A 14,192-nucleotide genomic window follows, 5' to 3' on the forward strand; every position below is an offset into this window, starting at 1 on the left:
TTCATAGTTGAGTGCTTTTGTAATGCTTTAATATTTCGATTAGAACCACTTTGTTGTATCCTGTTTTCCCTTGAATTCTTTCAGCCCATTCTTCCACCGTTTCAAGCTTCGGATCCTTCATCAGCCCTTCTGTCGTACTTAAAAAGCTCTCCCAGTTATAAAACTCCCAATGAGCGATTTCAGATTTGTACGGGATTCTGCATTCCAATAAAGGATGGTTCTTTATAAGATGTTGAGAATGCTCAGCAGCCTTCAGAAAGGTATCCATATCAATTCGTTCAGTCTGGAAAACTTGTTTCGATACTTTTCCATTCGGTCGATGATAGTGGATTTCGGTACCTGATGAATGATCCTGGACATGCACCCTTGCAGCGGGAAAGAACCCACTTAATTTTTCGTTGGTGTAATCTGTGCTCTTCGTATCTATTAAAATCGGACTCAACCATTGGTCCCCTAAATCACAAAGAAATCGTTCCCCTTTTTCATTCAGAGCAATGACGGCCGCATGAGCCTCTTCCGAACCCAAGTTATGACCAACGGGATACGCTTCTACACCATCCCTTTTAAATTCATCCAGTAACCAGAGTGCAAGATCGAAACAATTCCCGGACATCCCGAATTGTTCCCGATGCTCCCGCATAAGAGAAACATCCCGCTGTTTCTTCGCGCTTCCCCCGTTATAAAACCAAACTTTCGTTAACGTTTCCATTGGAAAATCGTTAAATTTATTCCACGTCTTTAAAATGCTTTCTGAAGATATCATTCTTGCACCTCGGATTCTTTCTTTAATTGATCTATGTATGGCTTGATATAGCTTTTATATTAGTCCGTTAAACCATCTGGCAGATTCAAACTAGATGAATATTACTCGTTTCTTCACTTTGTTCAAGATGCCCTTTAGCTAACTCGAGTCAATGCTTCCTTATATCATCAAAATGATTTTTCATTGCTGCTACTTAGTAATATATCTTTGATTTCCCTAATAGAAGACACAATTGAATATGGAATATGATCCGTTGGTTTTTCTCCCCCTCTGAAATTGACCCATATTGCATCCATTCCTGCTTCCATGGGGCCAAGAACATCATGTGTCCACGAATCACCTATGAATATTGTCTCTTCAGGTTTCTTATTAAAAGCTTCTAGAGCAATAGTATAGATTCTGGAATCAGGCTTTCTAATACCTAGTTGTTCAGCATGAAATATTTTATTGTGGCTGAATATATCTCCTAGTCCCATATTGACTATCTTTTGTTGAGGGTCATAAAGTCCGTTTGTTACAATTCCTACCTCATAATGCTTATTCAGTTCATTCATTAAATTTAATACATATTCGTTAACAGTAATGAATTTCATACTTGTGTTAGTGAAAAGAGATTCGAGCTGTTCAATTGCTTCCATGTTCACCTTCACGTCAAAGTAATCAAAAGCACTCTTCCATCTTTCTCTCTTAAATTCAAATGTATTTATTTCCCCACTTATAAGTTTGTTTATTAAAGATTTTGGAGGTTGTTTTATTTTCTTCAGAAATAGTTGTTCATCCATTCCCTTTGTCAATGGATGTTCCTTAAGAGACTGTACCAGTCCATTATCAAACCAAGACGAATTTTCAAGTAGCGTGTCATCCAAGTCAAATAAAAGAAGGCTATACTTTTTCATTGACGTATCAACCCTTTTAATAGTTTTATATACGACATCACTTGTATACTAAAGTTGTCTCTTCAGCACAACTTCCCCCCACATCATTTCACCCGTCTTCTCAAATCCCAGACTTTCATATAATCTGATGGCACTCACATTCTCGGGTTCCGCACTTGTGAACAATTCTATATTTCCATATGTATGTGTCAGTTTTTCTAAAAGTAGTTGCGTTGCCGTTTTCCCATAGCCTCTCCCTTGATATTTCTGATCGATCATTAACCGGCTCATCTCCATACGGTTTGTTTCAGGGTCGATCCCATACATGATGAACCCTACCATGCTATGTTGATGATAAATGGCCAATGGATATTGTTCTTCCATAAATTTTGATTGCAGCAATGAATAAGCGTTATCTGCTACAAACTCCTTTTGAAGCTCCGAGACAGATAAGGTTACACATTCCTCCCAATTTTCAGCATTGATCTCCTTTAATGCCAGATTCATATAAACCACCCTTTTTCGATATTATGGATGAAACCGTCCCATCACCACGGTATTGTAATAACGTCCGTCCGATAATAATTTATCCTTCTTCAGCACCCCTTCTACTTCAAAACCGTTGTTTTTATATAGAGTTATGGCTTTTTCATTGGTTTCAAGCACATTCAAGGTGATCTTCTTAATCTCGTTGGCATCTGCCCAGCGGATGGACTCTCTTAATAGATTTTTCCCAATGCCGTATCCCCAGAAGTCTTGTAATACACATACACCAAACTCCACTTTATGAGCGATCCGCTTTAAGGGTTTCCCCTCACACCTTGAGAAACCTGCAATCCTGTCGTTCACTTCACACACCAAAAAGAGATTTTGGGGACTCTCCGTATCTTCTTTAATGAGGTGTTTAAAGCCCGCCTCATCTATGTACGCTTCACCCTTTTCCCTATCCATGTTTTCTGTCTCTCCGTCTGCCTCCAAGCGCACTTCTGAGAGAATTTTTGCATCTTCTTCCCTTGCAGACCTAATGGTATAGGTTAGATTACGAATATGAAATTCTATTGGATGAATGATTATTTCGATCCACTCCTCGCATTGGGGGATCACCCCACCATCAAGCTATCATACAAAATATTATCCATTAATTTCTAATTTCTAACAACACTTTTCATCCAGACCCAGTAAGGAAATCCTTCCTATCCTTCAAAGCCGGATCAGTGATATGAGGGAACACATGTATATGGGGTTGAAGTCGTTGGGGAGGTTGAATGTCTTGGTGTTTTATTTAGAAGAGATGAATTATTTTTGTGACTGTCATGTTAGAGCTTATGATTAGTTACAGTCTGTATGGAAGATGTCAAAAATAGCTGATGATCATTCTAGTGACCTCCAGCTATTCCTCCAATCAACGATGTGACGGCCAAGAACCCTGCATTTTCCTCATTTGAATAATTTGACCCGTATGGTATGCCTCATGAAGCATGATGTCTAAGAGCTTTTCTTCCAGAGCATTCTGTTCAAGATCTTCAGTCGTAGTTCTACCAAGCGCTTCTCTTAAAAGACGGTGAGCGGTCTTAACACGTTCAACGACTGCACTCCAGGCCATGTCGTCATTTAGTTGTTCCGTAAGATAGAAGGTTTCAGTTCCATCGAGAATTTGATTCCATTCTCGGCCTTCTAATTGTGCTGTTAGTCTTTCTTTATAATAAGTAAGATGATTTACATTCTCCCATATGGTTTTGGTCGCCTCTCCATCCGGTCTCCAACTCGCCTGTGCTGCTGTGAGTCCTTCTATTGCAGGTTTGAGTGGCGCATACCAACTTTCCTGGTCGTAGGTAGTATCGAGCATTTTTAAGAGCAAGTCAGTTCGTTTCATGGGTATTTTCCTCCTTGGAATTGAAGTTTCATATTGATAGTACTTCAGCATAAAGTGAAGAACTCCTTCTTTTAAAAGGGTCGGTACAAAAAATAGGGCCCAGACCTCATCTTTCATTTCCACACTCTTTTTCACATAATGTAAGCCATCCTGGAAAATAGTAAGAGCATATGCGAAAAGGAGAATCACAATGAAAAAAGCTATCCTCTTTACCATCATCCTTGCTCTTATTTTCCCATCAACCCCCTCCGCATCCATAAAGAATCAAGCTAAAGCTGCTTTTATCAGGGAGGGAAATTTGTGGACCTTGATAGATGACCATGAAACACAAATAACGAATTCCGGAAACGTGCACTCTCAACCCAAATGGTCAACCGATGGCACATGGCTTGCCTATCAAGTAGAGACCACTTCTGAATCCGATAAAGGGGAAATGCAGTCAGAGCTGTGGACTTACAATCTTAAAACGGGGAAAAAGAAGAGAATTTCTTATAACGGTCATTCTCCGGAATGGGCTCCCCATAAAAATCATGTTGCTTATAATAATAGAGGAATTCTAGATATTTCAGACCTCAAGCGTTTCTACAACATTGCAACCGGGGTCAGTGACTTCACGTGGCTTCCAGATGGCAGTGGATTCCTTCTTTCTTCATCAGGAACCCTCACCCCGGATGGATGGTCAAGCGCCTCTTTGTTCACAAAAAAAGTCGGCGATAACTATGAAGACATTGTTCTTTTTGGAGGGGTCGAGCCTTTCTTCACACTCCCAAGGGAAATCGGGACAAGTGATCAAAACAAACTGATTGCGGTCTATGCCGAGCAGCTGACCTACTCACCGAGCGGCAAGTGGATTTCGTTTGTGGTGTCTCCAACCGCTTCCTGGTCCATGGACAGTAATATGGTTTGCATCATCGATAAGGAAGGAAAAAACTTCGAGGTATTAGACGAGATGATTCTACAAGTAGGCGAACCCAAGTGGTCACCGTCCTCAGATATGCTTGCCTATATCGCAGGCGGAGGGAGAATCGTGTTCGGCTTCAAAAATAAAGATCTAAAAGTAAAAGAAATGCCTGTTTCAGGAACTTACACCCCTGCCCAATTCGCTGACCTGGATTTTGACTGGATGACTGACCAATCACTGGTCGTTTCGAGAATCAAAGAACAGGAGTGGACCAATGACTTCAGTAAGCACCCGCTGCCTGCCCTTTATACTCTGAATATCGATTCGAATCACCAAATGAAAATTACGAGTCCTCCTAAAGGATATGGAGACTATGATCCTCAGTATATCGCGCCCATTTCAAAACTCGTTTGGTTAAGAGGGACATCTATAACAGATACGAAAAGGGATCTGTGGATAGGGAACAAGGATGGTACTGATGCTAAGCAATGGTTGCGGAATATTGAGGAAGTTGTGTTTTATTAAAGAAAAGGTTGAATCTTGCAGCCTTTCAGTCAGAAGGGAAAGGTTTTTCGACAAACGGATCACAAATGATTAATGTTGGATCAAATATAAAAATTCAGGATCATAAATCTGAATTCAGGATCATTTATCCTGAAAGCGGATCATAAATCTAAAATCCGGATCATAAGTAACGCAAACCGGATCATATCTCAATGTAGACTGAATTTGTTCAAGGTTTTTAGGTTCCAAATGGATCTTATAATTACGACTCGCAAAATCCCCCCCTCCATTTCCTAGTAAAAAGAAGAAAAAAACCAAAAAGCCGGGCATAACCCCGGCTAAACAATCATTCTAAAAAAATGACCTCCACTAATAACAAGTCACTGTTCAATCTCCAACACAACCACATCAAACAACTCCCCATCCGCATACAGGACAAACGCCCACTCACCACGTTCAGGAATGGTAACAGCCGATGGTGCATGAACATCCGCACCGTTATTCTCCCCGCCTAGTGGAATGCTCCAGCTCTCACCGTTATTCAATACAGGCTGGACGGTTTCGGACTCCCTGTGATAACCAACCACTGTTAGTTCTGAAGCCTCGGTGTCCCACAGATGCCACATCCATTTTTGTCCGGTCAGGCTTGGCATGTCCGCACCAATGATGCCTGATTTGTTCTCGTTCCCGATCATATTCCGTTCAAATATGGTTGCTTTCCGATCCCAGTTGATATTGTCAAAATCACTTTTTTGAACGTAGTCAGGGATGTCATCTGGTAACGTGATAGGGCTCTCTTCTATTTTTTCACCCACACTTACGACGACATCTCCGTATGCCTTACCGTCAAGGTAGACTTCATACCTCCATAGTCCACTGTACGGAACTTGAAAACTCGTGGAGAAGCGCTGCAGACTTGAGTACCCTGGTGAAGGTTCCTTTATTTTTTGTGGGGATAGTGCTTCGACTCGCTTTCCCGTTTCCTTGTGAACCGCTGAAATAGAAAGTTCTTTCCCTTTGAATGTGTCAAAAGGTTCTTTGAAACTGAAAATATAACCATTAGGCATATCCGCACGAAGTTCCGGGTCTGGAAAGATGCTGAAAATGAGCTTATTACTTTCCTTATAATCATGTGTTACTTTCCATGTGTTCGGGCTCCAGTTAGTCGTTCCATTTTTCTGGACCAATAATTCTGTTGAAACGAAGAATCCTATTAAACAGATGGCGACAGTGGTCATGATGAAAATGATGATTCTATTAGGGCCTTTTGTCTGGAAGGAACGGCTTGCATGAACGGCATTTCGGATTTTATGTTTTTGAAATTCCGAAAAGTGCCGGCCTTTGTGAGTCGTCGAATCCATCGCTTTCTTTAGCTCATTAAGCTTATTCTCCATCATTCCCCCACCTTTCCATCATTTTTCTCAGCTTAGCCCTGCCTCTGTTCAATCTTGTTTTGATCGTATTCCGGTTGAAGCCTAACAACCCTTTAATTTCATCTATCGAACAATCTTCATAATAATACAATGTAATGACTTCCCGATACTTTACGGGCAGGGCCAGGACACACCTTGAAAGAATCTCTTCCTCACTCCGCTTTAGTAAACTCATTTCTGGCAACGGGTCCTTTGATGTAAAAAGAGAAAAAAGACTTGAATTCATCACCACTCTCTTAAACCCTGAACTCTTCAGGACATCCTTCGATTGATTGATGACCAGTCGATAAATCCACGCTTTGAATGAAATAATCTCCTCTATTTCTTCATAATGTCTGAAGCATGTGACAAATACATCCTGAACGATGTCTTCGGCCTGACTCCAATCTTTCACATAATTGTAAGCTAGTTTCGTAAGCCGTTCGCCATACTCATCCATGATCGCTTCCAGCCAGGCATCCCGTTCTTCAAAATGGTTTTCATTCTTCACCTTTCTCACACGTCCCTCACCTCATTCCCCTTTAATGCTAAGACGAATCAATAAGGGTTTGGTTTCATTTTTTATAAAAAAAACTAACTCTAACAGCATTCAACACACATATGGATGTATCCTTTGATTAATCCAGAAAATAACATATACTTTTGATAGATTGGAAGTTTTTTAAGACAGGAGGAGAAGATACTTGGCTATTTACCATAAAGTAATAGGAGAAGGCTTTCCCGTTGTAATGGTGCATGGGTGGACGCTTGACCATCAGGCGATGATGCATGCAATGGAACCGAATTTCGAGAACAGAAGCGGTTGGAAAAGGATATACATAGATCTGCCGGGAATGGGGCTTTCCGAACCCCAATCGTCCATTAAGAACTCGGACGATATGTTAGAAGCCGTGGTTGAGCTATTGGACGAGCTGGTTCCTGATCAACCATTCATCGTGTGTGGATATTCATATGGGGGATATATGGCTAGGGGAATCGTTCAGGCCCGACACGACAGAGTTCATGGCTTAATGCTTCTGGCTCCCATGGTCATAGCTGAATCTGACAAAAGGGTACTTCCTCAGAAGACCGTTTTCAAAAGAGACCAAAATTTGCTATCAGGACTCTCTTCAGAAGAAGCGGATGCATTTGCCTCCATGGGGGTCGTTCTAGGTAAGGATGAATGGGAAAGGTTCCGGGATGATATTCTGATTCCTTCGGGCCAAACGAATGATGAATTCGTAAACAGGATCCGTGAAAATGGGTATGGCTTCACCTTCGAGCTCTCACAGAAACTTGACTATCCCACATTGATTGTAACGGGTCGGCAAGACAATATAGTAGGCTATCAGGATGCCTGGCGGCTAATAGAGAATTATCCACGGGCAACATTTGCTGTCCTGGATATGGCTGGTCATAATGTCCAGATCGAACAAGTCGATGTATTTAACACCTTGCTCCAAAGCTGGTTGGACAAACTTGAAACAGACATTTTGCCGCCATTGTAAGACAAGAGGGACGGACCTATGCTTCCCTAAGCTGAAGGTCCGTCCCTCAGGTTTCCTGCCCTTTACATCATTAACATCGACTCAAAAGAACAAATGAAAATAACGAGTCCGCCAAAAGGGTTTGGAGATTACGCTCCTCAGTTCATCCCATCCATCGAAAAGCTTGTTTGGCTAAGAGGATCCTCTATAACTGACTCAAAAAGAAATCTGTGGATAGGGAATACGGATGGAACTGAAGCAAGGGAATGGCTACGGGATATTGAGGAAATTGTATTTTATAAATAACCAAAAAGCATTCCTTAGATTAGATAAAGAAAACAATCCAATCAGGGAGCCTTCTGGTTTAAATATTTATCTTTCACGTCTGATATTTCTGTTTTCTCATCGTTAATGAGACCTATAGTAAAATCCTGTAATATTTTTGTATGTATCTATGTAAACCATCTCAAGATGGGCACCACAGTTGAAGTCTAAAGTAGAAAGAGGCAGGACATCATCGTCCAGAATTTATAACAGGAGCTATCCGGTCTATCCTATTCGTCCAAATCCCACCCTTATAACTCTCTGGTATACGCTCAAGGTCTGATTTCTCGTCAAATCCTTCAGACCAATTACCATCTCCTGCAACAAGAATCACCCTTGTATTGACATCTTCCATTCTATTTATGAACTTATTCGGAAATCCCCAAAGGTAAGGAGCATATTTTTCTGGTATATGAATTTGCGTATTTTTACAAGAACCGGGTATATAACCCGTCCAACTTAAAACTTCATAAGAAAGTAGACAGCTTTTTAGCGTCTCTTTTGACATGACACGCGTATCAGGCAAATTCTCCTTTAACGTTTCAATAGGTTCATCCCCGCCATAAACGGATAGATTTCCTATCCTTTCCTCTGAATACTTAGAAAGGTACTCGGCTAATTGTTTACCTTCAGCTGGATCGTTACTCTTAATGTGAATTAAAAATTCCTTATTTGGGAAGTGCGTTATAACTTCATTTAATGTAGGCATCTGCCCTAATCCTTTCCCCCGAAAAGGATACGTCTTTCCATTGTCGGCTGTATAACCATATCCTATATCTAATTTTCTGAGCTCTTCCATCGTTTGGTCTCTTGTCTTTCCAGAACCATCTGTTCTACAATCAAGGGTCCAATCATGGAAAATGGCAAATTCCCCATCCTTCGTAGGTTGGATATCAATTTCCACTATATCTGCTCCTGCTTCGAATGCTGCTTCCATTGAAGGAATCGTATTTTCCAAGTAAGGGTGTTCTGGTTCATAAATGATTGCTGCTGTGCACGTTTCGCCAGTGATACCTTCCATTGGAAAGGTTTGAGCTAAGCCCCGATGTGCCAAAAGGATCGGCTCTCTTGTTCTTTCCTCACTAAATATAGAACTATTATTCAAATAAACAAAAATCGTTAATATGAGGCTGACTACTATCGTTACTTTCAAGCCTTTTTTTACTTTTTTCATCTGCTTCCCATCCCTATCAAAATAACTGATTTAGCTTTATATTGGACAACACTAATCCATAATCAAACTTAATTTAAATAGCCAAATATTTTTTTGTTGGATTAATAATATTGTAGAAAGATGTTACATTTAAGAAGTAATATACCATAATAAAACGCTATAAACACTAAATGTAATCATAATCGGCAATGTGAAATTTACGTTGAGGAGTCTTGATAACAGTGGGGTATCCACTATATCGCATCATATTTAAATGCCAAATAAGAAGTATTGAAAAAAGACACTCGCAAAGGAGTGCCTTTAAATATACCTATAGAATTATCCAACGTTCTTTTTCTTTACTGGAATCCATATCTCACTTCTATACTTTGGATTTCCTGTGTCCTTACTCTCATTCCATACCATTTCAGGACCTTCAACTGCTTCATAGCCTGAAGCCGGAAACCACTCTGAGTATATCCTGCCCCACACATTTTGAAGTGTTTCCGGGAATGGTCCAATCGATTCGAATACGGCCCAGGTACTAGCTTTTATTTTCAATGCATCAAATTCTCCTGTTTCATCACTTGAAGTTGCCACCCCGATGTAATGATCCAGCTCTCCCTTTTCTTCCAGTCTTCCTTCAGAAAAATTAGTTGAAGCACTAATAATACCTGTTGGTTCTACGTTTGAAAGTGCTTTTAATTGATTAATAACCTCAGGTGTTAATCGCTCATACATTTTTGCAATCTCAGGATTTACTCCATCAAAGATTATAGGAACCCTCTTCTTAAAGCCCACTACCTTAAATGGTGCTTTTTCAACAATACGATAATTCATTTCGCATCCTCCTTGAATGGTTAGTTGAAAGGTCATTTTAGGATAGGCTTTTAATGGCGTATTTTCCCTTCTTGCTTCAGAAGGAAGAAAGCCATGCATAGAATGAAAAGCACGGGTGAATGAATCCGCTGAACTATATCCGTATTTGACCGCAATATCAATGATTCTCAAATCACTATCTTTCAGATCTAAGGCGGCCAGAGTCAGTCTTCTTCTTCGAATATATTCTGATAAGCTTATGCCTGATAAAAAAGAAAACATCCGTTTAAAATGATACTCTGAACAGTAAGCCATTTTTGATATTTTGCTATAATCAATATCCTCCGTCAGGTGCTCTTCAATGTAAGCCAATGCATCATTCATCCTTCTTAAAGAATCCATCAAATAACCTCCTTTCACCAACAATATTATTAAAGAATGCATGATTCCATCCGACAATCTGTGCACAATTTAGTCGACGCCCCTATAGGATGTCATAACTTTTGACGATAAGATTGTATCATTTCAAAGTATTGTGTATCTCCTAAGCCATAGTCTTTGAAATTTTCGATTAGAAGAGACACCAGTTCTTTTATCGGGACGTCCTGGTGCTGTTGAATATACAGCATAAGATCACTATCTTTCTTAAGGTAATTCAAATAAAGGTCAATACCCTTGTCTAAAGGGCCTGGATAAACTTGCTGAGGAGCCTTTTGATGAATCATTACTTGTTTGTAGAGTGAATCATATCCTTTTGCCTCTAGGCTGTAACAACTTACTGGTTGAAAATCATCTCCGACAAGATGGAGATCTATTGAACCTTTATAATCTGTTTGGTCTAACCAAGCGAGTATGGTAAGGAGGTTCATTTGACAAAACATATCCTCATCAAACCATAGGGTTATATGATCATTATCCTCACAAAAGAGAGGCTGCAATGGCTTTAGGGTGATTTCAGCATATTGAACAGGCGTTACATGGTGAACCTTCGCACGTATTTCTGTAAATTCATCGGAAAATAAATCATCGCAGGTGTCCCCATAACACATTGCTTCGTTAAAGGGAATCATCCTTTCGGCTTCAAGAAACTGTGTCTCTTTGAAATTCTTATACATTTCTGTTCCATTTAATATATGTACGGTTCCTGTTGGATCCACATTGACACCTCCTGCTCTGTTGACTTGATTCTGCAGCATTTCTCTATCCCGTATACTTCAAGCCATTCTCAAACTCCTCTCTTTTTAAGAAGGACCGTTTATTAAACATAATAAGAATAATGACACCCCATTATTTCTCCCATAGTTCAACCAGTCTACCTTCCGGATCTTTAATCCAAATAAACGAACCAAATTCACTAACCTCTTTTTCCTTCTCAAGAGGAATACCAACTTGTTCAAGATGCTCAATCGTCTCGTTTATGTTATAAGCTTGGAAATTTAGCATCACTTGCTGTTCTGTTGGGAAGTAAGGGTCATCTTCAGTAAAAAAAGAAAAAATGGTTTCATTTCCTGATTGGGGTTTAATAATGGTCCCATTCCAATCTTCCATTTCAATCTTCAACACTTCGCTGTACCACTTTTTTATAGCATCTGGACTTTTACTCCTCCAAAATATTCCCCCGAAACCTTTTATCATCATCATAAGCTCGCTCCCTTCTTTAATTTCTCCACTATATTAGAATTTCAAGAAATAAAAACAATTTCCTTCTTCGACCACTCGATAGTTGAAGAAGGCAACATTCGTTAAATATATCGTTTTCTTATATTTAATGGCTCTTTTGGTATAGTTTATTGCTATTGTAGATGAGAAAGTAATAGTTGATTTCCGCTACAGGATGCTCCAATCAACTTTCTGAGCCTGTATCCTCAATGGTAAACAATAAAAACAAGAATTTTAGCAAACAATCTCATTTAAGGTAAGTAGTTTAGGAAAAGTTTTGAAAGTAGATTAGAGGATATCTCCAGTCTTACTAGAACTTATGTATAGATAGTAAATAGAAAAGGGGAAGATAAGAAGTGATCGATCAACTAATTCCGGCTATTATTGCTTTTATATTAGTCTCCGTTTTATCCCCGCTATTCATTGAACTCTTACGGAAATTAAAGCTCCTGCAACCGATACGAAAAGAACTTCCTTCCAATCATCAAATCAAAAAAGGGACTCCGTTAATGTTTGGGATCATTCTTTTTATAGGTGTGATCGTATCGTTATGGTTTTCACCAACGCCACTGATGTATTTCCTGGCGATTACTTATATTCTATTCAGCTTTATTGGTTTCCTGGATGATTTTTGGAAAGCGTCACGTCAGGATCCTGGAGGGGTATCAAGTAGAACCAAGCTTATTTTCCAATTTCTCTTTACGGGGGCTTTGCTTTATTATTTGATGAACGAACTCAGAATAGACTCAACGATTGGTATTTATCAAAATCTCTCTTTGAATCTTCCAATAGTGGTATATTTCATTGTCATCACCTTATTTATTGTCGGTTCTGCAAATGCCATTAATTTTACAGATGGCTTGGACGGCCTTTTGGGGGTTGTCTCCATCCCTACCTACTTTTTCTTTTTTATGATTTCAGACAAAGCAGAGGTGCAGCTTTTTTGTTTAATCATGATCGGATGCTTACTCGGTTTTCTCATTTATAATATCTTTCCTGCAAGAGCTTTTATGGGGGATACAGGGTCATTAGCGATAGGGGGTTCCCTTTCATTTCTTACCATTATCGAGAAAGTTGAGATTCTCATTCCCGTTTTATTCTTTATCTATTTTGCTGAACAGCTATCGGTTATATTACAAGTTGCTTCATTTAAATCGACAGGGAAACGAATCTTCAGAATGACTCCGATTCATTATCACTACGGCTTAAAATATGGCTGGGGTGAAACGACCATTGTTACCGCCTTTGGGTTTGTTTCTTGGATTTGTACGTTTATCTGTTATGCTTATTGGAAGTTTTTTCTCTAGCCATAAGGTAAAAGGACAAAGAAACTTCATAGTTTGAAGTTTCTTTGTCCTTTTGATATATTCACTTCTATCCATTCAGACCAAATGAAAAGAGTCTTTCACCATCCCGCTGAATTTTTCTTGTTCTTCCAGATGCGGTGAATGGTTACTATTTTCAAAGATATAAAATGTTGAATTGGGAACAAGATTGAAAATCTCTTCCGAATACACGAATGGGCATTGAGAGTCATGTTTTCCACAAAAAACGATGGTCGGGGTTTTTATGTTCGAAATGTCTTCTCTGATATCAAACGTTGGCAATTCGTTATAAGCATAATACTCTAAACGTTTTTGAACCACTTTCCCACTGCTTGGCTTAGAAAAGTACTCATCATATCTGCTTGGGTCATTCAGAGACATTTTCGTCCATTCCCTACGTGCGTGCTTCCGTTCTTCTCTTGTTGCATCATCGGAATTCAGGATGGAAAATACCTCTTTAAATCGGTCGTTATAGGGATTTTCATCACAATAAATGCTCTCCTGATCGTCCATATATTCATTTGTAGCTGAGGCACCACCTACAATCAACCGCTTTAAAGAATCTGGATAATCAGCAGCATAAACCAGCCCTAACATCCCGCCTGTGGAATGTCCTGCAAAATTCCAGCTATCATAACCTAAAGCAGATCGGATAGCTTCTAAATCCTTGCTGGTTTCACTCATACTTAACTCATCTTCATCTTGAATCTCAGTGGAATTCCCCGATTCTTTCAAATTGACCAGGTACACTTTAAAGTCGTCCACAAACCGGTCAGCAAAGTGATATCCACGCTCGTTAAACTCGCTATATAGATGAGTCACACATAATGGTTCACCATTCCCGGCTTCAAATATTTCAAAATCCCCTCGATCTGTTTTAATTAGCTTTTGTTCCCACATGTTTTATCCCCCATTCACTCTTCACGGCCCGTTAACTGAAAATAAGAAAAGCCGTAGATGCGCTATAAATTTAACTGTTTTTTTCTAAATTGATTTTTTCCCGAAGAAGTAAGAAGTAAGATGATACTTTTCACCAAATTCTCTTTCTATGGGATTCCTGATCAACCAACTAGTACTTACTATCTATTAGACGTTTG

At 39.6% G+C, this 14,192-nt stretch carries 15 protein-coding genes; 3 read left to right on the top strand and 12 right to left on the bottom strand.

Annotated features, from left to right (window positions below):
* Position 1: 1 nt before the first annotated feature.
* The 5 genes from ACOSV2_RS10460 to ACOSV2_RS10480 form a co-directional block, all read right to left on the bottom strand.
* Positions 2–763 carry a hypothetical protein gene (locus tag ACOSV2_RS10460; protein ID WP_428975005.1) on the bottom strand — a complete coding sequence of 254 codons (762 nt, stop codon included), beginning with the start codon at positions 761–763 and terminating at the stop codon, positions 2–4.
* A gap of 167 nt (positions 764–930) precedes the next feature.
* Positions 931–1,659 (bottom strand): HAD family hydrolase, encoded by a 729-nt coding sequence (locus ACOSV2_RS10465; protein WP_428975006.1) that lies wholly within the window; start codon positions 1,657–1,659, stop codon positions 931–933.
* Positions 1,660–1,707: 48 nt separating this feature from the next.
* Complete coding sequence (locus ACOSV2_RS10470; protein ID WP_428975007.1) at positions 1,708–2,145, bottom strand: GNAT family N-acetyltransferase; 438 nt, start codon at positions 2,143–2,145, stop codon at positions 1,708–1,710.
* 21 nt (positions 2,146–2,166) lie between these two features.
* Positions 2,167–2,712 (bottom strand): GNAT family N-acetyltransferase, encoded by a 546-nt coding sequence (locus tag ACOSV2_RS10475; protein ID WP_428975103.1) that lies wholly within the window; start codon positions 2,710–2,712, stop codon positions 2,167–2,169.
* Between the two features lie 328 nt (positions 2,713–3,040).
* Positions 3,041–3,511, bottom strand: a complete 471-nt coding sequence (locus ACOSV2_RS10480; protein WP_428975008.1) for a DinB family protein — start codon at positions 3,509–3,511, stop codon at positions 3,041–3,043.
* 190 nt (positions 3,512–3,701) lie between these two features.
* On the opposite strand from ACOSV2_RS10480, the gene ACOSV2_RS10485 reads away from it, so the two are divergent.
* Positions 3,702–4,937, top strand: a complete 1,236-nt coding sequence (locus ACOSV2_RS10485) for a TolB family protein (protein ID WP_428975009.1) — start codon at positions 3,702–3,704, stop codon at positions 4,935–4,937.
* Between the two features lie 359 nt (positions 4,938–5,296).
* Here the strand turns inward: ACOSV2_RS10485 and ACOSV2_RS10490 are convergent, their stop codons facing one another.
* Together ACOSV2_RS10490 and ACOSV2_RS10495 are read right to left on the bottom strand one after the other, a co-directional pair.
* Positions 5,297–6,313, bottom strand: a complete 1,017-nt coding sequence (locus ACOSV2_RS10490; protein WP_428975010.1) for a hypothetical protein — start codon at positions 6,311–6,313, stop codon at positions 5,297–5,299.
* Complete coding sequence (locus tag ACOSV2_RS10495; RefSeq protein WP_428975011.1) at positions 6,300–6,848, bottom strand: sigma-70 family RNA polymerase sigma factor; 549 nt, start codon at positions 6,846–6,848, stop codon at positions 6,300–6,302. Before ACOSV2_RS10495 ends, ACOSV2_RS10490 begins: the two co-directional genes overlap by 14 nt.
* Positions 6,849–7,032: 184 nt before the next feature.
* Between ACOSV2_RS10495 and ACOSV2_RS10500 the strand changes: the two genes are divergently transcribed.
* Positions 7,033–7,836, top strand: coding sequence for an alpha/beta fold hydrolase (locus ACOSV2_RS10500; RefSeq protein ID WP_428975012.1), 804 nt, complete (start codon positions 7,033–7,035; stop codon positions 7,834–7,836).
* Positions 7,837–8,329: 493 nt separating this feature from the next.
* Here the strand turns inward: ACOSV2_RS10500 and ACOSV2_RS10505 are convergent, their stop codons facing one another.
* The 4 genes from ACOSV2_RS10505 to ACOSV2_RS10520 form a co-directional block, all read right to left on the bottom strand.
* Positions 8,330–9,313, bottom strand: coding sequence for a glycerophosphodiester phosphodiesterase family protein (locus ACOSV2_RS10505; protein ID WP_428975013.1), 984 nt, complete (start codon positions 9,311–9,313; stop codon positions 8,330–8,332).
* A 318-nt stretch (positions 9,314–9,631) separates the two neighbouring features.
* On the bottom strand, positions 9,632–10,513 hold the full coding sequence (locus tag ACOSV2_RS10510) for an AraC family transcriptional regulator (RefSeq protein WP_428975014.1): 882 nt from the start codon (positions 10,511–10,513) through the stop codon (positions 9,632–9,634).
* 92 nt (positions 10,514–10,605) lie between these two features.
* The gene (locus ACOSV2_RS10515; RefSeq protein ID WP_428975015.1) at positions 10,606–11,268 is read right to left on the bottom strand and encodes an AraC family transcriptional regulator; all 663 of its coding nucleotides are present in this window, start codon (positions 11,266–11,268) and stop codon (positions 10,606–10,608) included.
* 130 nt (positions 11,269–11,398) lie between these two features.
* Positions 11,399–11,746 (bottom strand): VOC family protein, encoded by a 348-nt coding sequence (locus ACOSV2_RS10520; protein ID WP_428975104.1) that lies wholly within the window; start codon positions 11,744–11,746, stop codon positions 11,399–11,401.
* A 380-nt stretch (positions 11,747–12,126) separates the two neighbouring features.
* Between ACOSV2_RS10520 and mraY the strand changes: the two genes are divergently transcribed.
* A complete protein-coding gene (gene mraY / locus ACOSV2_RS10525; RefSeq protein WP_428975016.1) occupies positions 12,127–13,077 on the top strand; it encodes a phospho-N-acetylmuramoyl-pentapeptide-transferase in 951 nt (316 codons plus the stop codon).
* A gap of 75 nt (positions 13,078–13,152) precedes the next feature.
* Here mraY and ACOSV2_RS10530 read toward each other — a convergent pair whose 3' ends face one another.
* Complete coding sequence (locus ACOSV2_RS10530) at positions 13,153–13,995, bottom strand: alpha/beta fold hydrolase (protein ID WP_428975017.1); 843 nt, start codon at positions 13,993–13,995, stop codon at positions 13,153–13,155.
* Between the last annotated feature and the right edge of the window lie 197 nt (positions 13,996–14,192).

It is taken from the genome of Rossellomorea sp. DUT-2, from assembly GCF_052665285.1.

What these genes read in the sequence shown, in the direction of transcription:
- ACOSV2_RS10460 (WP_428975005.1), bottom strand. Translation starts at nt 763, where the DNA reads ATGATATCTTCAGAAAGCATTTTAAAGACGTGGAATAAATTTAACGAT.
- ACOSV2_RS10465 (WP_428975006.1), bottom strand. Translation starts at nt 1,659, where the DNA reads ATGAAAAAGTATAGCCTTCTTTTATTTGACTTGGATGACACGCTACTT.
- ACOSV2_RS10470 (WP_428975007.1), bottom strand. Translation starts at nt 2,145, where the DNA reads ATGAATCTGGCATTAAAGGAGATCAATGCTGAAAATTGGGAGGAATGT.
- ACOSV2_RS10480 (WP_428975008.1), bottom strand. Translation starts at nt 3,511, where the DNA reads ATGAAACGAACTGACTTGCTCTTAAAAATGCTCGATACTACCTACGAC.
- ACOSV2_RS10485 (WP_428975009.1), top strand. Translation starts at nt 3,702, where the DNA reads ATGAAAAAAGCTATCCTCTTTACCATCATCCTTGCTCTTATTTTCCCA.
- ACOSV2_RS10490 (WP_428975010.1), bottom strand. Translation starts at nt 6,313, where the DNA reads ATGATGGAGAATAAGCTTAATGAGCTAAAGAAAGCGATGGATTCGACG.
- ACOSV2_RS10505 (WP_428975013.1), bottom strand. Translation starts at nt 9,313, where the DNA reads ATGAAAAAAGTAAAAAAAGGCTTGAAAGTAACGATAGTAGTCAGCCTC.
- ACOSV2_RS10510 (WP_428975014.1), bottom strand. Translation starts at nt 10,513, where the DNA reads ATGGATTCTTTAAGAAGGATGAATGATGCATTGGCTTACATTGAAGAG.
- ACOSV2_RS10520 (WP_428975104.1), bottom strand. Translation starts at nt 11,746, where the DNA reads ATGATAAAAGGTTTCGGGGGAATATTTTGGAGGAGTAAAAGTCCAGAT.
- ACOSV2_RS10530 (WP_428975017.1), bottom strand. Translation starts at nt 13,995, where the DNA reads ATGTGGGAACAAAAGCTAATTAAAACAGATCGAGGGGATTTTGAAATA.